The organism is Variovorax sp. 20P10.2.4 (assembly GCF_058244205.1).
Genome location: NZ_JBZAYE010000060.1, coordinates 1 through 21,321 on the forward strand (window position 1 = coordinate 1; position 21,321 = coordinate 21,321).

At 61.0% G+C, this 21,321-nt stretch carries 18 protein-coding genes, 1 other RNA gene and 1 pseudogene; 6 read left to right on the plus strand and 14 right to left on the minus strand.

What is annotated here, in order from left to right; all coding sequences use genetic code 11:
- On the minus strand, positions 1-1,178 hold a 1,178-nt coding region (gene dnaX, locus AC27VN_RS08720; protein WP_490876273.1), incomplete at its 3' end, for a DNA polymerase III subunit gamma/tau.
- Positions 1,179-1,296: 118 nt separating this feature from the next.
- Between dnaX and ffs the strand changes: the two genes are divergently transcribed.
- The 3 genes from ffs to AC27VN_RS08735 all read left to right on the plus strand — a co-directional run bounded on the left by ffs (position 1,297) and on the right by AC27VN_RS08735 (position 4,085).
- An RNA gene (ffs, locus tag AC27VN_RS08725) (signal recognition particle sRNA small type) lies at positions 1,297-1,393 on the plus strand.
- A gap of 115 nt (positions 1,394-1,508) precedes the next feature.
- On the plus strand, positions 1,509-3,197 hold the full coding sequence (locus tag AC27VN_RS08730) for a DUF6538 domain-containing protein (protein ID WP_490876274.1): 1,689 nt from the start codon (positions 1,509-1,511) through the stop codon (positions 3,195-3,197).
- Between the two features lie 12 nt (positions 3,198-3,209).
- Positions 3,210-4,085, plus strand: coding sequence for a DUF2441 domain-containing protein (locus tag AC27VN_RS08735; RefSeq protein ID WP_490876275.1), 876 nt, complete (start codon positions 3,210-3,212; stop codon positions 4,083-4,085).
- A 234-nt stretch (positions 4,086-4,319) separates the two neighbouring features.
- On the opposite strand, the gene AC27VN_RS08740 is transcribed toward AC27VN_RS08735, so the two are convergent.
- From AC27VN_RS08740 to AC27VN_RS08770, 7 genes are all read right to left on the minus strand, one after another.
- Positions 4,320-9,005, minus strand: a complete 4,686-nt coding sequence (locus tag AC27VN_RS08740; RefSeq protein WP_490876276.1) for a transglycosylase SLT domain-containing protein — start codon at positions 9,003-9,005, stop codon at positions 4,320-4,322.
- A 45-nt stretch (positions 9,006-9,050) separates the two neighbouring features.
- The gene (locus tag AC27VN_RS08745; protein ID WP_490876277.1) at positions 9,051-11,384 is read right to left on the minus strand and encodes a hypothetical protein; all 2,334 of its coding nucleotides are present in this window, start codon (positions 11,382-11,384) and stop codon (positions 9,051-9,053) included.
- Entirely contained in the window at positions 11,381-11,944 is a 564-nt protein-coding gene (locus AC27VN_RS08750) for a virion core protein, T7 gp14 family (RefSeq protein ID WP_490876278.1), read from the minus strand. The genes AC27VN_RS08745 and AC27VN_RS08750 overlap by 4 nt, the downstream gene beginning before the upstream one ends.
- A 9-nt stretch (positions 11,945-11,953) precedes the next feature.
- The gene (locus AC27VN_RS08755) at positions 11,954-12,226 is read right to left on the minus strand and encodes a hypothetical protein (protein WP_490876279.1); all 273 of its coding nucleotides are present in this window, start codon (positions 12,224-12,226) and stop codon (positions 11,954-11,956) included.
- A complete protein-coding gene (locus AC27VN_RS08760) occupies positions 12,223-12,531 on the minus strand; it encodes a hypothetical protein (protein WP_490876280.1) in 309 nt (102 codons plus the stop codon). The genes AC27VN_RS08755 and AC27VN_RS08760 overlap by 4 nt, the downstream gene beginning before the upstream one ends.
- Before the next feature lie 208 nt (positions 12,532-12,739).
- On the minus strand, positions 12,740-13,531 hold the full coding sequence (locus AC27VN_RS08765) for an antA/AntB antirepressor family protein (RefSeq protein ID WP_490876281.1): 792 nt from the start codon (positions 13,529-13,531) through the stop codon (positions 12,740-12,742).
- A gap of 20 nt (positions 13,532-13,551) precedes the next feature.
- Entirely contained in the window at positions 13,552-13,827 is a 276-nt protein-coding gene (locus tag AC27VN_RS08770; RefSeq protein ID WP_490876282.1) for a hypothetical protein, read from the minus strand.
- 992 nt (positions 13,828-14,819) lie between these two features.
- Between AC27VN_RS08770 and AC27VN_RS08775 the strand changes: the two are divergent.
- A pseudogene (locus AC27VN_RS08775) lies at positions 14,820-14,951 on the plus strand (hypothetical protein); the annotation flags it as partial.
- A 103-nt stretch (positions 14,952-15,054) separates the two neighbouring features.
- On the opposite strand, the gene AC27VN_RS08780 reads toward AC27VN_RS08775, so the two are convergent.
- The gene (locus tag AC27VN_RS08780; RefSeq protein WP_490876283.1) at positions 15,055-15,822 is read right to left on the minus strand and encodes an HNH endonuclease; all 768 of its coding nucleotides are present in this window, start codon (positions 15,820-15,822) and stop codon (positions 15,055-15,057) included.
- A gap of 166 nt (positions 15,823-15,988) precedes the next feature.
- On the minus strand, positions 15,989-16,573 hold the full coding sequence (locus tag AC27VN_RS08785) for a recombinase family protein (protein ID WP_490876284.1): 585 nt from the start codon (positions 16,571-16,573) through the stop codon (positions 15,989-15,991).
- Positions 16,574-16,735: 162 nt separating this feature from the next.
- Here AC27VN_RS08785 and AC27VN_RS08790 point away from each other — a divergent pair, with 162 nt between their 5' ends.
- Positions 16,736-17,185: a hypothetical protein gene (locus AC27VN_RS08790; RefSeq protein WP_490876285.1), complete on the plus strand. Its 450-nt coding sequence runs from the start codon at positions 16,736-16,738 to the stop codon at positions 17,183-17,185.
- A gap of 462 nt (positions 17,186-17,647) precedes the next feature.
- Here the strand turns inward: AC27VN_RS08790 and AC27VN_RS08795 are convergent, their stop codons facing one another.
- Both AC27VN_RS08795 and AC27VN_RS08800 read right to left on the minus strand, forming a co-directional pair.
- On the minus strand, positions 17,648-18,316 hold the full coding sequence (locus tag AC27VN_RS08795) for a MarR family winged helix-turn-helix transcriptional regulator (protein WP_490876286.1): 669 nt from the start codon (positions 18,314-18,316) through the stop codon (positions 17,648-17,650).
- 18 nt (positions 18,317-18,334) lie between these two features.
- Complete coding sequence (locus tag AC27VN_RS08800; protein WP_490876287.1) at positions 18,335-18,589, minus strand: hypothetical protein; 255 nt, start codon at positions 18,587-18,589, stop codon at positions 18,335-18,337.
- 265 nt (positions 18,590-18,854) lie between these two features.
- Between AC27VN_RS08800 and AC27VN_RS08805 the strand changes: the two genes are divergently transcribed.
- A complete protein-coding gene (locus AC27VN_RS08805) occupies positions 18,855-19,604 on the plus strand; it encodes a hypothetical protein (RefSeq protein WP_490876288.1) in 750 nt (249 codons plus the stop codon).
- A gap of 223 nt (positions 19,605-19,827) precedes the next feature.
- Here the strand turns inward: AC27VN_RS08805 and AC27VN_RS08810 are convergent, their stop codons facing one another.
- Both AC27VN_RS08810 and AC27VN_RS08815 read right to left on the minus strand, forming a co-directional pair.
- Positions 19,828-21,069 (minus strand): TIGR03862 family flavoprotein, encoded by a 1,242-nt coding sequence (locus tag AC27VN_RS08810; protein WP_490876289.1) that lies wholly within the window; start codon positions 21,067-21,069, stop codon positions 19,828-19,830.
- The coding region (locus AC27VN_RS08815) for a PD-(D/E)XK nuclease family protein (RefSeq protein ID WP_490876290.1) at positions 21,066-21,321 on the minus strand (256 nt) is incomplete at its 5' end. The genes AC27VN_RS08810 and AC27VN_RS08815, both read right to left, overlap by 4 nt.

Below are 21,321 nucleotides of genomic sequence, written 5' to 3' on the forward strand. Positions count from 1 at the left end.
GCCGGCGCCGCCGCCGGGGCTTCATTCAGAGTTTTTTTTTCCGCGGAGGCCGAGCCGGCCGCGTTCTGCGAAGGCTTGAACGCCAGCAGCCGCAGCAGCACCATCGTGAGCGCGGCGTATTCGTCGGGCGCGAGGCCGAGCTCGCCGCGGCCGTGCAGGCACAGGCTGTAGAGCAGTTGCGTTTCGTCGGCCGGCATCAGCAGCGCGAGCCGCGCGGTGTCGGCCGCGTCGGGATCGGTGGCGGATGTGGCGGCCTCGGCGCGCGAAGGCACGGCCTGCAGCACCGCCATGGCCTGCAGCACCGCGGTCATTTCCTCGAGCGTGGAAGCGGCCGACATGCCGTCGATGCGCAGCGCCTCGGAGGTCTCGACCACGGTCTTGCCGTCGCCCTGCGCGAGCGCCTCGATCAGGCGGAACACATGGCCGCGGTCGACGCTGCCGAGCATCTGGCGCACGCCGGCCTCGACCAGCTCGCCGTTGCCGAAGGCGATCGCCTGGTCGGTCAGCGAGAGCGCGTCGCGCATCGAGCCGCGCGCCGCGCGCGCGAGTAGGCGCAGCGCCTGCGGCTCGGCCGGCACCTGCTCGGTCTGCAGCACCGAGGTCAGGTGCTCCAGCACCGTCTCGGGCGCCATCGGGCGCAGGTTGAACTGCAGGCAGCGCGACAGCACCGTGACCGGCACCTTCTGCGGATCGGTGGTGGCCAGCACGAACTTGAGGTACTCGGGCGGCTCTTCGAGCGTCTTCAGCATCGCGTTGAACGCGGTGTTGGTCAGCATGTGCACTTCGTCGATCATGAAGACCTTGAAGCGGCCCTGCACCGGCTTGTAGACCGCCTGCTCGAGCAGCGACTGCACCTCGTCGACGCCGCGGTTCGAGGCCGCGTCGAGCTCGGTGTAGTCGACGAAGCGGCCGGCGTCGATGTCGCGGCAGGCCTGGCACACGCCGCAGGGCGTGGCGGTGATGCCGCCCTGCCCGTCCGGCCCCTGGCAGTTGAGCGACTTGGCCAGGATGCGCGAGACGGTGGTCTTGCCCACGCCGCGCGTGCCGGTGAACAGGTAGGCGTGATGCAGGCGCTGGGTGGTGAGCGCGTTCTCGAGCGCCTGCACCACGTGCCCCTGACCGACCATCTCAGCGAAGGTTTTCGGACGGAACTTGCGGGCGAGCACGATATAGGACATTGCGCCCATTCTAAAAGCCGCGAAGGGGGCCTTCGGCGTCCGCCTCTTCGATGTTTCTCATCGATCGATTCACCGCCCCGGCGAAGGGGGCAACGCGAGCGAGGTTAGAATCGCCGCTGACGGGCCTCCCTGCATGGTGAAGTGGCCAACCGGGTCAGGTGGGGAACCAAGCAGCCCTAACTGCGTAGTCAGTGCCAGGGGTAAGGCTCGTCAACTAACATCGAGAAAGCCGTGAGTTCTCAAGAACTTACGCGCTGACAAGGGGTTACGAGCCTCGGTCTGTAGAACCTTCCTGTAGAACCTCGCACAGCCATGACCTTGGAGAAAGACATGGCAGGCACCCTCACGGGGCTCAATGCGCGGGGATCGCGGTGGTACCTCAACATCGTTATCCCACCCGACCTTCGCGAGGTCTACGGTAGGCGAGCGGTGAACCTCGCTCTAGGCACTAGCGATCGCCGAGAGGCCACCACGCGGGGCACCATGAAGCGAGCCGAATGGCTGGCTGAATTCGCAGCAAAGCGCCGCGAACTAAAGCCCCTACCGCTTTCGGTCATCACGCCAGAGCTGGCCCTCAGGGTCCGCGCTCGGGTGCTCCGACAGGACGACGCCTTACGCGATGACGCCACAATACTTACCCCATTCACCGATACGGTAAAGGCCGCCGAACACCGGGGGCGGACCGCGCTTTGCATCGGCGGCCCTACGCCCTACCGCCCTCCCCTGCGCGACACCTCACCTGGGGCTGGCCTGAGCGACGACGACGCCGAAACCTTGGCGGGATTGAACGCCCTGCTTGATGCCCGCGCAGGGGTCGATCTGGCAAAGCGCAGGCGTGCCGCCGTCCTTCCCTTGGTGCGCTTTGAGGCGCTCAAGCTGGGGATCGCCTTCGATCCCAACGGAGAAGGCGCCCAGGAGGCTCTAGCCGCATGCCTGCTGGCGTATCGGAAGGCACGACAAGAGGCCGCCAAGAGAGATGCTGGTGAGGCCATTGAAACCCCGGCAGTTCCGCACACCTCACAGCTCGTCACAACCGTCGCCAAGGCCAAAGCCCGGACCCTGCGCGATGTCTACGACAAGTGGAAAGTGTCAGGCGACAAGGCGCGCTCCACCGACTCTCTCGCAGTCTATGACCGTGCCCTGAAGCAGTTCGAGGGGCAGCACAAGGGGCTCGCCCTTGCCGACATCACACGAGAGATCGGCGACACGTACCGAACATGGTTGCGCGAGAACTGCAACACAACAAAGACCGCTCGTGACCGGCTGACGAACATCAAGTCCCTCTTGAAGTTCGCTCATGAAACCCTCGAATGGATACCTAAGCAGCCGTGGCGCGGCTTGGACATCAAGACCACAACGACGAACAAGCGGAGGCCGTGGACGAATGCCGAACTGGCGACGTTGTTCGCTGCACCGCTGCACACCGCCTACGCCCTCCCCGACGCTCGCTATGGTGGCCGGGAGGCGGCCTACTGGATACCCCTCTTGGGTATCTTCACGGGAACCCGCCTGGGAGAACTCTGCCAGCTTCGGACGGTCGATGTTCAGAAGGTCGAGGGCATCGATGTGCTCGTGCTGACCAACGAAGGCGAAGGCCAGAGCATCAAGAGTGAAGCGGGACACCGCAGCGTGCCCATTCATAGCGAGTTGGTGCGGCTCGGATTTCTACGATACGTGCAGACCGTCAGGGACTCCCGCAGCGAATCCCTATGGCCGGCCCTCCCATTGCGCGAAGGGAAGCCGAGCGACTACTTCGGGCGCTGGTTCAAGGAACATCGCAACGCCCTGGGTCTCACCGGCACTCGCCCCGACTTCCACTGCTTCCGGCACACAGTTCGCCCACTGATGCGCAAAGCGGGCCATAGCGAGGGCACCATGGACAAGGTCACCGGACACAAGACGGTAGGCAGCATCGGCACCGTGATCTACGACCACCGAACGCTGCAAGAGGTTCAGGGGGCCGTCGAGGCAATCCAATACCCCGGCCTCGGGTTGCTCACTGTGAGCCCCGTAGCATGAGCAACACCCTCTATGCCCGAGAAGTTCTTCGCATACTTGAACATCGATGATCCCCTTGTAGCGTGGGAGGTGGCGATTGGCCGACTTCGCTCAGTGGGCGACCCAGGGCCGGATAACCACGCAAATTTCATAAGCCTTTTTCTGTCCAGCAAGCTGCGGGAGTCCTTTGCTCTTTCTCGCCCACGATGGCTCAAGCGCGAGCTGGTACTGGAGAAATCTCGCATCGAGGGCCACCCACATGCGGTATCGCGGCTGCGCTGCGTCTACATGTTCACCTCTATGAAAGACGCCTTGCGAGCCCTCTCTGAATGGCGTATTCCAGGCTGGAAAAAAGACTACATTTCCGAAGTTCGATTTTCCGCAGAGCAATTGACGGTCGCGGATACAGAATGGATCACCGAAGATCTCTTCTCTTCCGATATCGCTTGGATGGATAGCTATTGGTCAGGCGCGGCGAAGCGGAAAAATCCCCTTTTCGAAGCCTTAGGGATCGGCATCGGTCAGATTCAAAATCATGCCTTGCGTGAACGGGCCTATCAGACGGCTATCCAGAACTGGCCGGGATCAAAGAACCTACTGCAAAGAGCTATTTATGGATTCTACGAGGCTCAGATGGAAGCCATAGCACAGGTGCGCGCGTTCATGACAGCCAGGAAAGACCGGCTCATCTTGGACCACTGCATATACATGGAAGATTTCACGCAGGAAAACGCCCGACTCAGGGAGGTTTTGATGTCTGCCCAACAGCGAGGCGATTTCCCCACTGCACCCCCTCCAGAGAATCAATACCTCCCTGACTTGGCGGAGAAGCAACTAGAGATTGCTCTACCCGCATTACTACAACTCTTGCGGGAATGCGGCTGGGCCGGCGAATCAACAAACCCCTAACCCGGCACGTTCGCGACCGTTGCAGGTCGCTGCTAGCCGTCTAAGAGTTATGTGGCGCCCTCCATCATGGTCCAAGAATTCTTCGCCTTTGGGTGTGAGTCTTGCAGGCAAGCGGTCAATGGCATTATGTTATGAAATGAGCTGCCCTCCGGGAGTAACTCGGTCCCCTTGCAGGATTAAAAAAAAGCCCCCGAGGCGTGAACCTACGGGGGCTTTGAGGCGGACGTGGAAGGGTTACTTCGTGGCGTCTTCGTTGGTGGGGAAGTCGTTCGCGAGGGCGTTTAGAAACGGCGAAACGAGTGCTGTGTTGTTGAGGGGGATCAGCTTCCCCCAGGTCTTCACATCGCGTTGCGTGGTCTGCAAGTCATCCGATGCGGCGTTGCGCACCATCTTCCCAAGCGACAACACGCCGTTGACCGCCTGTAGCGTTGGGTTGCTTGCGAAGCTGGTCACGTCCGAGGTGGTCCGTGTGCCCGCGAACATGGCCCCCGTGAAGTTGCCCAAGGTGGTGTCGTAAGCGGTCGGAAGAAGAGAGGCTTGGCTGATTCGACCAAAGCTATTCGCAACGATCTGCTTGGTACTCATGCGCTTCTTCAGGTACTCCTCCCGCTGCGATTCGTCCATGCCCATGGCGCTGAGCTGCGTGCGGCCCATGTAGGCCAGCGAGGCGAAGAACGAACCGTGGAGGACCGTCGAGAGTGTCGAGAAGTCCCTGTAGTTCATCGCGAACAGCATCGACTTGTTCCAGCCGTGAATCGAGAAGTTCATGAACTGGAAGATCGTCTTGCCCAACGTGGTGCCCATGAGGGGAACCATGGAGGCCAAGTCGTTCTCCTGCACCACGCGGCGGGTCTCGCGATGGAGGGCGTTCATGAGCATCGAGTTCAGCTCGGGGGACTCCTTCGCGAACCCCTTGAAGTCAAAGTCCGTCTTCTTCCCGAAGTCACCCGTAGAGGCTCCCTTGGTATGCGCTGCGATGCCTTTGTTCAGCGCCGAGTAGTCGGCCTCGCTCATGCCCATCCATGCCAGGCGCTCCTTCGAGAGAAACTTGCTCGGCTCACCCGTTGCAGCGTTTACGAAGTGGTTCATGAGCGCGATGGCGTGAATCCGCTTTTGCTGGATCATCGTTCCGGTCATCCCGGTGTAGTCGAGGACACCCTTCGCGACCTTCTTCGTGCCACTGTCGAGCGCATCGAGGCGCCGGTTCATGGCCGTGTCGCCCTTGTAGCGAACCCAGTCGTCCTTGGGGCTGAAGTCGAGGCGTGCCACGTACTCCGACCCGACGCCTCCGATGGTGTTCTCAAGGTGGTCGAGGAAGTCATGAGGCGCCTTGCCGGTAGCGATGTCCCGGCGCAGCGCTCGCAGCTCGCCGACCGCGCCCAGCGTGGCCTTCCATCCCATCGATCCAACGATCTGCGAGAGCTCTGTGACCTGATTCCACACTGCGCCGCCCATTAGGCGGATGACGTTGAAGTCGCGCCACTGCGCCATCGCTTTGTTGAGCGTGGAGAACTCCTCTTGGGGGATCCCTTGGATGCGGTCCACGGCGAACTTGAGGTCCTTCTTGGCCTGCACTGCGGCAGCCTCGCTGAACCCGTCCTGCCCGAAGGTCTTCGCTGTGGCGTCATCGATCAGGCGCCCGATGTCGGACTGCTTGTAGATGTCGAGACGGTCGGCCAGGGCGATGCTTGAGGCGGTGCGCCGGAAGTACGACTCAGAGACATCCAGGGCGTTGGACTGGATGAAGTCGTTGAGGGTGACCTCTACGTCCTCATCGCCTTTCTTCCATCGCTCCGCATGAGTCTCGTTGACCGTGTTCCGGTGGCGGAGGCTAGAGGCGGTGCGGCCGGCATCCGAAGACGGGTCCTTGAACATGTCCCGGATGACCTGGCGGCCTTGCGCCTCGGTGAACCCACCGTTGCGGATCAGGGATTCCAGAAGGGCCTTTTCGTCGTAGCCCGTCATCATCTCTTCGAGGTGATCGGCCGACCGATTCATGTGCGCTTCTTCGACCGTCCGCACGTACCACCCGGCCCACTTCGAGGCGTCCTCGGAGGTGCGCTCGGGGTTGGCCTTTCGGAAGGCATTGGCCCACCAGCCTTCGACCGCTTCGCGGCCCCAGGTGCGGACCATCTCGTCCCACTTCCTGGCGTCGTGCTTGCGCGGCAGGTAGTTCGCGTTCTTCTCCAGCTTTCCGACCCATAGGCGCTCCCCGGTTACCTCGTCGAGGACCTCGGTCTCTGTCAGGCCGCGCTTCATCCCGCCGCTACGCTTCGCCGGGTTGTTGATTTCGTCGGCCACGTCCGCGTACAGCTTCCGCAGATGGTTGCCGGCCTGCTTCACCTCAGCCGGGAAGTCCCCCTCGAAGCCTCGCACGTAGTTGCCGACCAGCGTCCCGAACTCCTCGAACGCTTCGCCCTTCTCGTGGAACTTCCGTCCGGACGCATCGAACCACTTCCCGAAGGCCGCATAGGTTGTCTTTCGCATGTCGGCGGTCCACCCTTCGGCCCGCTGGATGGTCTCGTCCCAGGCATTCCGCTCCACCACCGCGTGGCCCTTGTGGCCCACCGTGGTGCCGAACAGTTTCGATGCGAGGGAGCGGACAGAAGGGGGGAGCTTCTTGTTCATCAGCTTGTGTTCCAAGCCGAGGCCCCAGCCGAACACTGGGGGGATGCCCGATGCGTCTGCCGCGTCAAGGTCTGCTTTGGTGATGTGCTCACCGGCTGGCTCGAAGGACTGCGGGGTGACCTTCGGTTTGTTCTCGATCCCCGACTTCCGCAGGAGGTGGTCACTGAGGTCGATGAGCTTCGCGTATGCGGTGCCCTCGCTCGGGGACATCCCGAGGAGCTTCCGCAGGCTTTCGGTAAAGCGGGTCCAAAGGGTGGTTTTGGGACCGTCCACGTTGATGGACTTGAGCCACTCTTGGAACGGCCGCTGCGTCAAGCCGTAGCTGATGAACTCGAATGAGTCGCTCATCTGCGTTTGGAACCGAGGAGGGATGCCGATAGCAGACACGTCCTTGTGCAGCTTCTCCAGCTCTTGAATGGCCTGCACGGACTTCGGGTGCATGCCCTGTGTCTTCCCGCTCTGCACACGCAGCATTTTGTACACGGTGGCTGCGTGCAGCAGCTCGTGGACGAAGGTCTCCTCATTGAGTCCGTGAGCGTCTCGGCCCCAGCCGTAGCCGCGAAGGGCGAGCTGGATGCCCTCGCCTGAGGAGCCGTGGGGCGTGGAGACCAAACCATAGGCCCCGTTCAGCTTCTGCGCTACGCTGGAGTCCACGTTGAGCCCGTCCAGGCGGACACGCGGGTCAACCACGTCGAACCGCAGCTTGCGCAGGTCAATGCCCTTCAGGGCGCGATCCATGAGCGCCACGATGTCCGGGTTGGCCGAGTAGGTGCGAACGTAGTCGGCGAGGTGACTGACCTTGCGCAGGGGCGGGAGGTCGAGGATGTTGGGGGCGCCCCGGTTGTTCCGCCGGATCGGCTTGTCCCACTGTTCATCCCAAGGCTTGCCGGTAGGGTTCTTCGCGGGAACATCGCCAGGCGCTCGCGTAGGAGGTTCGGGGCGTTCCAAAGGGGGTAGCCTGCCCTCATCGATACCGGGGCGCGGGAGGGGCGCAGAGGGGCCTTCCCGGATGATTCCCACAGGGGGAACTTCAGGGGCTTTGCCGGGCCGGTTGTTGAGCCAGTCATCGACGCCCTTTGACCAGCCCTCGGGAGGCTTCACGCCAGACCGCCCGGCGAACTCCTCGAGTTCTCCTTTCAGGCCCTTCTTACCTTCTCCGAGACCCCACTGGCGCAGGCGTTCTAGGTCCTCGCCCAGCACACCCATACGGCGAGGACTGACAAGGCCACCCGACAACGCTCCCAGCCCCAACCCAAATAGGCCCGACACATAGAGGTCATCGACGGTTGCCGTGGGCTTGAACTGATTCATCACCGAGTCATAGGCCACGTTGGATGCCGCTCCCATCAAGCCCAGGCGCGCAACGTTGGTCAGTCGAGATGCTTTGATAAGGAAGCTCGCTGCACCAGCCGTAGGGACGAAGGCAAGGAGCGTCGGTAGATCGGGCAGACCGCCAACGATGCCGCCTATCAAGGCGGGGCCAAGACCCATGCTCCCCAACGCCTTCTCTTTCTCCATGACCTCGCGGAGCCTTTGAGCGCGAAGGTTCACGCCATCCGGTGTGGTTCCCTGCAAAAGGTACCCCCAATGGTCCGCCGGGAATTCACTGAGAAGGGCTTGAGCCTCCTTCGTATTCCAGCCAAACAGTTCCGTTGAGGCGCTGCTGACGCCTTGGTCCTTGAAGAAGTTATAGACGGTGTTCTGAGTCTCAAAGCCAAGACGGACGGCGGTTGGCAGAGAGGACACGCCGTTTACGAGGCCCCCATAGGTGGCTTCGCGTTGGCGCTGTGCCAAAGCAAGCTCGGAAGCGAGTGGCACAACCGATGATGAGTGCGTGACCTGAGAGGTGAACTGCTCTCCCATCGGGATGGGCGACAGCGAGGTACGCCCGGCGATTTCCTCCAGGGTCTTCCCATGGAACTTCGCCAGGTAGCCTGCCGACTCCTGCCAGGGCTTCCCGGCTCGCAGCGCGGAGACGGCCTTCCCGCCGCCGTTGTAGTCCACAAGGGCGTAATCGAGGTTGCCATCGTGCTTCTTCAGGAGGTCACGCATCTTTCGACCAGCGGCATCGGCGGACGAGGCGAAGTCGTCGGGGTCTGCCAGGCCGTATTCCCTCGCTGTCGCCGGCATGAATCCGAACCATCCTCGCGCCCCCTTGGGGCTGAGCATGTTCTTGCCGAAGCTGGATTCGATGTCTGCTTGCTTGTAGAGCGTGCCTTCCGGCAGGCCATACTTCCTCTCGATGTCGAGAGTGAACTGACGGACTTCCCCCGTCGAGGTCGGTTGACCCATGTATGTTCCTTGAGATGAACCCGAGGTGAGCCCTCGGGGGTGTGGTTACTTCCCGCGAATGCGGGCGGCCTCGGCTTGGCCTTCAGGCGTCTTCCAAAAGTCCGTAAAGACGGCCATGGAGGGGGGCACGAGAGGCGCCGGGGCGGCTTCGGCCTTGGGCGGCTTCGGCTTGCCCATTTCGTTGCGTGCCCATTCCGCAGCTCGCTCGCCAGCGGCGCGGGTGTCTCGGATGTCCTGCACTCGTGCGGCCCCCTTCGCGGCGGCCTGCGTCACATCGATCTTGTGCTGAGTGGCGTACCACCCCTGAATCTCGGCCTTCGAATACACGGCGAGCGAGTTATCGGAATTAGTCATCGGCATCCCTCCGATGTACGCCTGATATGCCTTGAAGGCCGCATTCCATTCGAGACGAACATCATGATTGCTCGCCGAAAGCTCCTTGGCGCGAGCCTTTGGGACTTCGTTGATGAATCGCTCGAACCACTCCTCGGGGGTACGCGAGGGAGGTCCCACCGGCATCTCGCTACGGAGGTACACCGTCCCATTGACCTTTGTAGAGATCGCGGGATTGGCGAGTTGCTGGAATGCCGCCGTGATGGCCGAGTAGGCATCCCCGTACTGCCCGCTGTGCGCCAGGAGTGTGGCGTAGCGGCGGAGCGTGCTGGTCATCTGCACGGTGTTCGCCACCGTGTTGTCGCCCCACGCCCGCTGTGCCCAATCCCATTTGTAGAACGGGTCCGCTTGAATCTGGCCCACCTGTGCGTGAACCTTCTTGACCAGCTTGTCCACGTCACTTCCTTCGATGGCCGCCACATCGGCCGCCGTCGAGATGCCTGCGGCGTCATCGACGCTACGCCCCATGCGGTTGAGGAACGCGATGTCGCTGAAACGTTGGTACTGCTTCTCCGACATGAGGCTCTTGGCGTAGTCGCCGTAGGTGTCGAGCTTCTTGAACAGGTCCACGGCCTGCTTTCCGGCGTCGTTCAGAACACCGGTAGGCTTCCCCTTGGAGTCCACGCCGATGGTGTTCAGGTTGAAGAATCCGGCGTTGATCGTGGCTTCCCAATTGGGGTTCTTAAGGCCGTTCTGAGCGAAGAACCCGACCTGTTGCTCGAAGGGCATCCCTTCGGTGCGCCGAACGGCGATCTTCTCGGCCCGTTCCTTCACGTCACTGTCCGTCAGGTCTTTGACCTCCCCAGCCTTCGAGAGAACCTGAGGCTTGCGGGTCCCCATCACCATGGGCAGGTTCCCGTTCATCAATGCGCCCTCGATGGCTCGGTCGGCGCTTGCGTCCGCAGCGGCAACGGCACCCGCGATCTGCGACTTCTCGAACTCCTTCTGCTGGTGCGCGATGGCTGAGAGGTTGGATTGCTCGATGGAATGAATCGTGGCGGCGGAGATGTAGTCCTTGTTCTGCGGGGACAGCGCCCATTCGCGGAACTTCGTTGGACTGAGGTGGCCGGCGCTTGCCTGCGTGTAGAACGGCAGCACCTCGTCATCGATCCGCTTGCGCTGCTGGCCGTCGTAGACCGTTGTGGCGTGGTTCTGCCAGGTCGCAGCCTTCGTCTCGCCCAGCATCCCACGCACCGAACCGATGCCCTCTAGGTCACTGTCGAGGAACGCCGAGAGGAGGTCCTTGCGCCCACTCGTGGCGAGCCGCGTACCGAGGTCCGCCAGGGCTTGCTTGCCCGCAGCATCCGGCAGGGTCTTCGTATGGCGGAGGAGCTGGTAGTCCTTCATGACCGCCGCGATGGCGTCCTGAGGGGTTCCCTTGAAGTCCGGCGAGGCGACCTTGTTGAGGCTGTTCGCGAGGTAGTCGGAGGCCTGTACCGAAGCGTTCTCCACCCACTTCTGATCGTTGATCTTGCTGACCTGATCCATCACCTTGTCGCGGGACTGAGCGTAACTCTTATCGAAGCCCGCAACGGCGTACTTGCTGGCCCCGGACAGGGTCGTGTTGCGCCACTCCGTGAGGTAGCGGTCGGCGGCCTCTGGGGAGTCGAACTTGAGTTCCCCGCTGGTGAGCTTGGACGTGAGGTCGCGCATGCCGGCCTCGTAGGAGTTGACCCCCCAGATGTGCTGCGCGGTGCCCACAAAGACGGGCGACTGCGAGGGCAGCATCTTGCCTTCCTTGATGGCCTTGCCCAGCTCGGAGACCGTCATGGACTGCGCCCAGCGCTTCGCGGCCTCGGCATCCTCCACTTCCTTCTGCTGGCGCAAGGTGTCAGCCAGGCCAGCGCCATTTGCGAAGGCATCCGCAAGGGCTTTCCAACGGCCGTCCTCACGGGGCGCCGCTACCTGTTCCGTGAGGGCCACCGGTCGAGCCTGCGTTTGCAGCCGCTCGCCGCCGAACTGATCGGAGATTTGAAGGCGACTCATCGCGTAATCCTTTGGTCTTGCTTGATCTGGGTGTTGGCGTAGGCGCCGCCCACCCGCAGGCCCGCTCCGATGTAGTCCGCTACGCCCGGCCCGCCGATGTCGCGGATGGCGCTGAGTTGGCTGCGCTGGCTGATCCCGATGTTGTTCACCTGATCCTGCAGTGCGGCCTGCTGGCGTGCGTAGTTCATCTCGCTCGTGGTGCCCGCTTCAAGGCCCTTGCCGGACAGGTCGAGCAGCAGGGCGTCAACCGAAGCTCCCCCGATCCCGGCAGCACCAGCGGAGACCCGAGCGGCCCCCAAACGGGATGCCCTTTCGCGGTCGATGAGGGTGGCTTCTACGGAGGCGTTCTCGCGGTCCTCGATGCCCTGGCGGTTGGCCTGCGTGTAGTTCTCCACCGCCGCCGCGTGGGTGGCGACACGCTTCGCCTCGTTGGCCGAGTTCACGGCCTTCGCGTTTTGCTTCTGACCATAGAGCGCCATCCCAGCACTAACCGCAGTGGCGGCGGCGGCCATCTGACCGGCTGTGATGGTGAGAGCGCCGATAGTTACTGGTTCACACATGCTCGCCTCTCAATGCGCGACGGCGCCGGTTGTGTCGGGCATGGCAGGAGTTCCACGAACGCCCTGCTTGTGCCATTCATTGGCGACACGCGTGTTTTTCTCAATGACTGACATCGAGCTACCCTCACGGGCAGTCATCTCGGCGATGACAGCATGAGTGCGGATGATTTCTATCAGCGCCTCAAGCTGGTTCGCATGACCGCAGTCACGCTGATATGCCGCAAGATGCTCTGCCGCGTCTTGCGGGAGGAGGCTCGCAGCGCTTGTGTTCGGTGCCCTCACGCTCCCACCTCCACGGTTCCGCGCGGAAGCGCCACCTTGAACCCATGAATGGCGAGTGCGCCCGCCAGTTGGTCTACAGACATGCCGCCCCGCTCAGCGGCCGAGGTGAGCAGACGATGGGCATACACGATGCCGCTTAGGGCCTCGCTGGTGCTAACCCATTCGGCATCGCCTTCGCAAGCAACTTTGCCGATGCGTCGATCGATGTCCGATTGGCGTTGCCGTTTGACGGCCTGGAGGTGGTCGAAAAGTTCGACCGGAAGGGAGTAAGCGCGGAGCACGCGCCGAGGTTGCTTGTCTGCCATGTTGGGGCTCGTAGGTTCGTAGGGACAAAGAAGAAAGCCCCGACACCGGGGAAGGCATCGGGGCTCGGAGAAAAAGATTCGGAGGGATGGGCTATCGGGAGTTTTAAGGGTCAGCCTGAGGGCCTTCGTCTTTTAAAAACAGATTCCCTCTCGGGCTCATCACAATGTGGAAAATTGAGGGCGACACCGGCCGCCCTTCGCGGCTGCATTAGCCGGTCTGCTGGTACGTCGCAAGATCGACCCGACCTCCATATGAAGCCGCCAAGAATTTCCGTAGCGCCTGCTGAGTGGTGATCAAGCGCGATTCAATGGCAGCACGGGCCGACTCGTAGCATTTGGCGTAGAGCTTCGCGTCTCCTGTGTCGAGCACATCTCGCACACCGCGCCCGAAGGCCTGTCGCCAGTGCGCCGTAGAGTGCCCCGTTAGAACTTCACACACGATGCCCTTCAGCAGCTTCTCCCGCTCCGTCGCCTGAGAGCACACGGCCTCTTTCGAGATGCGTCCCGCCCTGGCGTCGTCGCCTGCACGTTTGCGGAACAGGTGGGCGACCTGGGCATCGGTTTCCACAATGGCCGAAACGCGGACCCCGAGGTGAACTGTGAGACGGTGCGCGAGGTCTTCCATGTCGAGGAAGTATGCTCGGATGTCCTCGCCCTCAGGCGTGTTCGCCATCATGGACAGGTGGGCCGCCACATCGCGGCTCAGTATGTACTCCTTGGAGGGGCGCCCGATCTTAGGCTGAACGAGTTTCGCGCCTATTTCCGCGCAAGTCCCTGAGCGCTCCATCATTGGTTTGATGTAGTGGTCAGCCCAGTCTCGGAATCGCCCGTGTGGCCGTCCGATGCGCTCCCAAAGCTTGCGAGCGTCAAGGTTGGGAATTCTGCGGTCGTCCATCAAGGGCAGTACCCGGCGCACTCGGATGATGCGTTCGGCCTGTGACTGCGCAAGCCCGAGGGTCAGCATCGTGGAGGTAGGAACCGTGTTGATCGTGCTGAGCAAGGAACGTCCATCGCGTTTCCTCACGCTGCACCTTCCTTGTTGTCTACGCTCTGGAGCGCAGCGGCGGCTTTCGGGTTTGCCAAGGTCATCATCTCGTGTGCCGCCCGGCGATTGACCATATAGGCCAACTGAGCACGTAGCAGGCGATCTACGGCTGCGGCATTCGTCAGCCGCTCTCCTGTCCGGTGTTCGTGCTCCCGGATGTAGGTCTTCAGGCCCCCGAAGGTGGAATTGCGAAACGTGATCTTGCGCTCGATGAGGATTTCCTCGCCGGGCGTATGAGGTACATCGTTCATTGATTTCATTGGTTGAAGGATGGAAGCGACGAAGCCCCACCAAACGCCACGGAGACGCTTGCGGGGCTTCGCCAAGGGATGGTCGGGGTGCGCCCTATCGGCAACGGCTTGGTATCACGTAGAGGTGAGCGGGACGGGTATCAAGCCGTTGGCGATAGGACAACGGAGGGAGGCCGTTGCACGGGTGAGACCATGAATGAATCTCGCCGTGAGGGTGAAGACTGAAGGACCCCAGTTGGCTCGACCGCAAGGCACTGTTGAGAGGTCATCAACTGGTTCATCTTCAGGATGAATCTCTAAGGTTTCTTCTTTTTCTGATCATCCTCATGAGAGATGTACCTTCTGGAATCGTGAAGGAAATCTTCTTGACACCTTTAGGTGATCCCCCTCCCCTTACGCATCACGACTCCATCGCACCATTCGATAGTTTCGCTGGCTCTACCTAATGGGGGTGGTAATCACTCGCTCGGCGGCGAGGTCGAGTGGGATGCGGTTGCCGGATTCCCATTGGCTTCACCTAATGAGTGGGTTAATCGCCCAGGCCCCTCTCGGCCCCGCCAAGCCTGCATCCCGACCTTCCTGCACACCCCTACACGGTTTTTTTTGCCCGCCTTGAACGGGCTCCTGAGGGCCTTGGCGCCATGACACAAATCCACATGTTCCCGACCTCCGTGTGATCGATCACAACGGCGAGCCGTGGTTTGTTGTCGTGGATGTGTGCGACGCCACCGGGGTGCATACCCGAGAAGTCCGGCAGCGCCTGGATATGGATGAAGTCACTGGGGATTTGGTGGGTTCAGCCCACCTAAAGACCGCCGCCGCACTGTTGTTCGCCCTACCGCTTGACCTAGCCGCATCTCAAAGGAACAGAAATGAAAACCTTCAAGTTCGCCCCTGGTCTGGACCTTCGTGTCATCGAGCGCGATGGCTAGCCCTGGTTTGTCGCCAAGGATGTCTGCGATGCGCTCGGGCTTCCGCCCAACAATCTCAATGGGTCCTATCAGGCGCACACGAAGCGACTAGATCAAGACGAGGTGCTGACCCAGGTTGTCCGCGACCCTACTACTAAAAATAGTAGGAGGCAGTACACCGTCAGCGAGTCCGGCCTGTATTCGCTGATCCTCCGAAGTAGCAAGCCGGAAGCCAAGGAGTTCAAACGCTGGGTCACCCAGCAGGTTCTCCCCACGATCCGCAAGACGGGCGGCTACATGGTCCCCGCCGTGGCGGCTAAATTCTCTTGCGACCCAGCACTACGTCAAACCAAGGCAATCCAATTGCAGAAAAGAGCCGAACCCTTGCAACGACGAACCCCCTTTTTTCAGCCAATTTCAGCACATGCAGATCGACATCCCCACTACTCTCTTGATCGTCAGAAATTCCAAAAAAACGATAACAATCTTTTCGCTTCCCCAACAATAGATCTCTGACCTCGGAACCATCGAAATAATCACACCCCAATTCCGCAAGAGCATAGCAATAGCCAGCCTTTACATAGGAGAGAGCGAATGCACGAAGGTCTGATTTCGTATAGTATCCACCACCCTTGTCATTCCACCGAAATCTTCCAATCCCATACATCCTCGCGGAAAGCGTAGTCTCCTTGCGTTCAACAGGATCGAGCAACATGGGGCCTTCAGCAGGAATTAGGATGATAAATGCTGTTGGAAACTCATCCACCCCAAGCTCAACTGTCGCGCCTTTAAGTTCTGTAAAATACGCCTCGTCATAGCTGTATTTTGGCAGCCTTTTATTCTTCTTCTTGTGCCTTCTATTCAGCCCCAAGAGTAAACGCGGCACCAAAAATTCGCCTTGCAGCAGTTGATTTTCATATGTTTCGTTTGAAACCTTCCTGCAACTCTCGCACGCCGCCTTTTTTAGGACAAGAGAGCCATTTAGCGCCAATGGGATTATATGCTCATCGGTCAGAAACTCTTCCGCATGATTTTCATAACAATATATACACCGACCAAATCCAAGGTACTTTTTGGATTTCATCAGAACATTTATTGAAGGAGGAGCCTCCTCGACACGCTCATAGTAAATTACATTGACAGGCCACTTATAATTATAAAATCGGACGTCCTGATTGGAAATTCCTGAGGGCAGTTCACCTCGCACTCGATAGAAGCTCTTTCGCTTGAACAACAATTCCATCTCCAATCTATCGTGTTGCGATAGCGTCTCTTAACCGCATGACGGTCTGGCGGCTCGTGTTGTGGACACGAGCGATGGCAGCTACTGCCTCGCCTCGTTGAAGACGCTCGCGCACGTCGTCAATGACTTTCCCTTGCAACGCTTGCGGCCTCCCGAGAGTCTTCCCTTCCGACTTCGCCCGAGCGATTCCCGCCTGAGTTCGCTCGATAAGAAGGTCCCGCTCGAACTCTGCGACAGCAGCGATAACGCCCATCGTCATCTTCCCCGCAGGGCTCGCGAGGTCTACCCCCCCAAGAGCCAAGCAATGCACCCGCACGCCCATCCCAGCGAGGCCCTCGACGGTCGCCCGAACATCCATCGCGTTACGCCCGAGGCGGTCCAGTTTGGTGACCACGAGAACATCTCCCGCCTCTAGCTTGTTGAGGAGCATCCCGAAGCCCGCACGTTCCGAGGCCGCTACGGACCCCGACACGGTTTCCTCGATGGTGCGCTGAGGGGTGACGCTGAAGCCCGCCGCAGCGATCTCCTTGACTTGGTTCTCTGTGGTCTGCTCGGCGGTAGATACGCGGCAGTATGCGAACACACGGGACATGAGATGGCCTCTTGATGTACGGAAAGGATGTCCGAATCATCATAGATGTTCAAAATACCGTCAAGCTATTTTTTGAACACCCTGCCAGAGGGTGTCCGAATCCGGTCAATTTCGGACACACCACTATGATCTTCAGCACGACCCCCACTAAATCCATGGACCATGAAAAACGACGCTCGCGCCTTGTCTTTGAGCATTGATGCCGCCTCCCCCGAGGACTTGGCGATGCTGCTTCGTCAAGCCCTCTATGAGGTTGAGAAGTGGCTCCCCACACCGCCAGATGCCCCTGAGCACGTCAGGACAGCAAGGCTCAATCAGTCGTTGCTCGCGGCCTTTGCGAGCACTTCTGAGAGCGAATCGTCTGTAGTCAAGGGCCATACCCAGGGCTCCCTTGGTACGTACGAATTTGAACTCCATCTCAACTCCCGTGAATACACGTCGCTTGAACGCACGTTGCTTGATGAGGGTTTCACGCGCACAACTCCTCGGCAGTCGTTCTTAAGTTATGAAGGCTTCGTTTACACGCATCCCGCTCAGCCAAGCAAGTGCATTGACGGCAAGCCGCTGGCGATTCGTGATGCTCCTGGCGCGAAAGAGGATGGCTATAGCTAACACAGCCGTCTTCCCAGGTGTGCCGACCGGAGGTGAGGCAACGGCGATGGTGAAGCAAGCGAGCAGCGGCGGGGCGCCGGTCACAGCTGAAGACTGGATCAGCGCGATGACATCCCGCTTGGCGCACCTGGAGGACACCGATGAGGCCACAGTATGGGCAGCGGTAGCGGGCGTGTTCCCTGAGGTGGTGGGCACGCGTTGCGACCAGCACAACGCGTCTCACATCGCCCTAGCCGCTGCGGTGGTGAGGGCAGTGCGCAGCAGTCAGTAAGTTGGCGCACCGCCAACCTATACGCGCCAGTGGGTGCACGCAAGGTCCGCCTGCGTTGACGGGCGCGGTACGCGGGTGGGCGCACGCGAGGGATGGCAGGGGGGGATTCGCCGCCCGGATTTCTTCGAGGGGGCTTTCGCATTTTTGCGACGAAACCAAAATGGCCTGCCGACCTCGCACAGCCTCGAACGTCAGTCCTTATCGTCTGCCGCTTGCTTGACCTTCAAATACTGCAATGCGGCGAAGCAAACCTCAAGGTCGGCGCGTGTTGTCTCGTCGCTGATGGACTGGCGGTCCAGATCGAAGTCGGACTTCAGTTCGTAGACGACGCTCTCCATGAGCCGCAGAAGGCTCCCCGTGCAGGTTGGTCCATTCAGGTCGCTTACCAAAATCGCGAGGAACTTGCGCTGGTCTTCGGTGAAAGAGTCAGGATCTGCGTTCATGGACGAGACGTACGAAAGGGTGTGGGGGCGCCGATCATCGCACGGCGCAGGCTGGATTCGCTCGCTCCGCTCGGGCGGTCTTGAGGTGTCGCCAAGGGTCGCCGGGATGAGTCTCCCCGACGCCGTGAGGCGGACGACTTGGCACCTCCCGTTGTCGAGGTCTCTGCGTTGAGCGAGCAATCCGACCCGGACCAACTTCGCAACGTGCCGCGATGTGGCCTGCCTCGTGAGGCCGGTGACCCTGCATATTTCGATCTGCGAGCAAGGGCTGATACGCACGACCGCGATGAAGGTCAGCATCTGTCTAGCGGTGATGCTCGGCGCGGCCTTGCGAATTTCTGCGGTCACGCGCTCATAGCTCACGAGGCCGATGTTCGGGGCAGCAGCATCGGTAAACGGTGCAGATGCCGAATCCATAGGTGTGCCTTTCACATCTTAGCTGTAGCTCAGTTCCTCACGCATGAACAGCATCAGCCAAGACGCGGCCTCGCCGGACTCGCAGGGGTCACCGTCTGGGCCACCCAAGTACTCCACGGCGCGGAAGGTTCGTTCACACGCAATGATGCAACTGCTGTACCACTCGGAAACATCATGGTGAAACGCGACGAACGCGCCTGATAACAGGATCGCACCATAGGGGTCTAGGTCGGCTTCGAGGACGAGGTTTTCGGGGTGGACATCAAATGCCATGAAGTGCTTTCGAGGGAGGTTTCGGGGCACGTCGAGGTGACGTAGCGGGCCGAATGATCGCCAGAAAAACGGACCCTCGCTATACACGGAACCACGCCTAGAAAAGGGCTGTGGTAGAGTTGAATTTGTTGCAAGGAACAGCAATGTCCCTTGCCATTCGGCGAGCGCAGGTACTCTTTCATTCGAGACCATTTCGTTTTCGAGATGATTTGCATATTGGTCAAAAGCACCTAGGCCAGAAAACGAGGATCATCAAGAATCACTTATGCCTTATGCCGAACCACCGAAGGCAGATAAATTCATATCTGTAGTCACCCAGTTCAAGACGCTCCCCGATCCATACACCGTACGGACGAATGTCAACAAGACGACTGGAGAAATACATCGCACGTATTTCTACAAGCGCAAAGCCTGTTGTCGAGTAGTTCTTGACAGCCCCTTGGCGAAACAGTTGGCAGGGTACTCGCTGATAGAGAAGGATCTCAGAAGCGCGCTAATCTGGATCGAAAAGATTACAGCGCTAGCCGATCCTCGTCCCGCCGAACAACGCCCCTACTTCGGCCAAGGCAAAAACCGAGAGACGTACAACATTATTAAGGGCTTGATGGTCGCCACGCTGACTTTCTACGGAAAGTGCTTCGCAAAAACCGGCGCTCGAAGAATCAAGCTCGAACGATCTCAGTTGGATACTCGTTTCCACAAAACCCACGACAGTGTGATGGAGTACCGCCACAACTTTGCGGCTCACAGCGGTGACTCCCCAATTGAGCGAGTTGAGATTGCTTTAGTCTTTCCGCAGAATCCCCGGACAATCGCACAGCCCAATCTCTACCGGGAACTTATGCAACCAGACCACATTGAGAGCTCGCATGGTCAGATCCAAACTAAAGAACTAATCGAGCACGTGCAAAGCCTTGTGAATCAGAAGATTGATTTTTTGATCGAGAAGATTTTGCGTGAGGAAGTCGCACCGCCTGGGCGCGAATGGTGGACCAAGAAGGCGAGAGGCGGCTAGCCAAACGCTTCCCTCTCAGCCGCGCTCCTGCTAGGATGAAATTGGCTGTGCAACCTAACTGTAGAACCTAGCCTTAACTCGGTCCCCGTAAGTCATTGATTTTGTTGACCATACTGGATTCGAGGGCGGCGGTAAGGCTCGTCAACTTCTTCAGCGCTTTCGTTTCGGCTCGAAACGGGAGCCGCGCCAACCGCTCCTCGTTCCATCGATCACGGCCTGGGTCTCACGCAAGACCCAGCCGCGCGAGCACGCCGCGCGCGGCCGCGACGCCGCTGGCCATCGAGACCGTGAGCAGGTAGCCGCCGGTCGGCGCTTCCCAGTCGAGCATCTCCCCCGCCACGAACACGCCGGGCAGCGCGCTCGTCATCAGGTGCGCATCGAGCGCCCCGAAGCGCACGCCGCCCGCGGTGCTGATCGCCTCGTCGACCGGGCGCGCGGCCAGCAGCCGCAGCGGCACGGCCTTGATCGCCTGCGCGAGCTGCAGCGGATCGTGCATCGCCTCGCGGCTCAGCACCTCGTAGAGCACGCCGGCCTTGATGCCCTCGAGGCCGAGCCGGCTCTTGAGATGGCTGCCGAGCGAACGCGCGCCGCGCGGATGTTTGACCGCGGCCAGCACCTGCTCGGCGCTGCGGTCGGGCAACAGGTCGAGCAGCAACGTGGCACTGCCGTGAGCGGCGATCTCGTCGCGCAGCAGGGCCGAGACGGCGTAGACGAGGCTGCCCTCGATGCCGCCGGCCGTGGCGACGAACTCGCCCTTGCGCGCGAACTGCCGGCCGCGGCTGTCGGTGAACGACACGGCCACCGACTTGAAGGGCTGGCCCGCGAAACGCTCCGAGAAATGCGCGCTCCAGCCGCTGCCGTCGAAGCCGCAGTTGGCGGGTTGCAGCTCCGCCACCGCCACGCCCTGCGCCTGCAGCCGCGGCGCCCAGGCACCATCGGAACCGAGTCGCGCCCAGCTCGCGCCGCCGAGCGCGAGCACCACCGCATCGGCCGAGGCCTCGACCTCGCCCGTGGGCGTGTCGAAGCGCAGCACGCCGGGCGAGACCGCGGCATCGCCAATCCAGCGGTGCCGCATGTGGAACTGCACGCCGGCCTCGCGCAGCCGGTGCAGCCAGGCGCGCAGCAGCGGCGCGGCCTTCATGTCGGTGGGAAACACGCGGCCCGAGCTGCCGACGAAGGTCTCGATGCCCAGGCCCGCGGCCCATTCGCGCAGTTGCGCGGGACCGAAGGCCGCGAGCATCGGCTCGAGCTCGGCGCGGCGTTCGCCGAAGCGGCCCATGAAGGCCTCGAAGGGCTCGGAGTGCGTGAGGTTGAGCCCGCCGCGCCCCGCGAGCAGGAACTTGCGCCCCACCGAGGGCATCGCGTCGTAGAGGTGCACGTTCGCACCGGCCGCGGAGAGGATTTCCGCCGCCATCAGGCCGGCGGGGCCGCCGCCGATCACGGCGACGGTGGGAGAAGAAGTCATTCGAGGTTCACCAGTTCGCCCTGCCCGGTCAGGAACGCGGCGCGTACCGTGGCACCGGGATGGGCCTGCTGCACGGCCGCGCGGTAGCGCTGCATCTGTGCGATGAGCGCGGCATCGCGCTCGGGCCTTGCGGCCGATTTGTAGTCGAGGATCCACCAGGTGCCGCTGGCGCGCTCGCGCACCAGCCGGTCGATGCGCAGCGTGTCGCCTTCGTGCACCAGCGTGACCTCGTTGCCGTGCCAGTCGATCCGC

Coding starts and splice junctions, on each gene's coding strand:
- AC27VN_RS08750 (WP_490876278.1), bottom strand. CDS start 11,944: ATGTGTGAACCAGTAACTATCGGCGCTCTCACCATCACAGCCGGTCAG.
- AC27VN_RS08780 (WP_490876283.1), bottom strand. CDS start 15,822: ATGAAATCCAAAAAGTACCTTGGATTTGGTCGGTGTATATATTGTTAT.
- AC27VN_RS08790 (WP_490876285.1), top strand. CDS start 16,736: ATGAAAAACGACGCTCGCGCCTTGTCTTTGAGCATTGATGCCGCCTCC.
- AC27VN_RS08730 (WP_490876274.1), top strand. CDS start 1,509: ATGGCAGGCACCCTCACGGGGCTCAATGCGCGGGGATCGCGGTGGTAC.
- AC27VN_RS08805 (WP_490876288.1), top strand. CDS start 18,855: ATGCCTTATGCCGAACCACCGAAGGCAGATAAATTCATATCTGTAGTC.
- AC27VN_RS08795 (WP_490876286.1), bottom strand. CDS start 18,316: ATGGATTCGGCATCTGCACCGTTTACCGATGCTGCTGCCCCGAACATC.
- AC27VN_RS08760 (WP_490876280.1), bottom strand. CDS start 12,531: ATGGCAGACAAGCAACCTCGGCGCGTGCTCCGCGCTTACTCCCTTCCG.
- AC27VN_RS08785 (WP_490876284.1), bottom strand. CDS start 16,573: ATGTCCCGTGTGTTCGCATACTGCCGCGTATCTACCGCCGAGCAGACC.
- AC27VN_RS08745 (WP_490876277.1), bottom strand. CDS start 11,384: ATGAGTCGCCTTCAAATCTCCGATCAGTTCGGCGGCGAGCGGCTGCAA.
- AC27VN_RS08740 (WP_490876276.1), bottom strand. CDS start 9,005: ATGGGTCAACCGACCTCGACGGGGGAAGTCCGTCAGTTCACTCTCGAC.
- AC27VN_RS08810 (WP_490876289.1), bottom strand. CDS start 21,069: ATGACTTCTTCTCCCACCGTCGCCGTGATCGGCGGCGGCCCCGCCGGC.
- AC27VN_RS08770 (WP_490876282.1), bottom strand. CDS start 13,827: ATGAACGATGTACCTCATACGCCCGGCGAGGAAATCCTCATCGAGCGC.
- AC27VN_RS08735 (WP_490876275.1), top strand. CDS start 3,210: ATGCCCGAGAAGTTCTTCGCATACTTGAACATCGATGATCCCCTTGTA.
- AC27VN_RS08800 (WP_490876287.1), bottom strand. CDS start 18,589: ATGGCATTTGATGTCCACCCCGAAAACCTCGTCCTCGAAGCCGACCTA.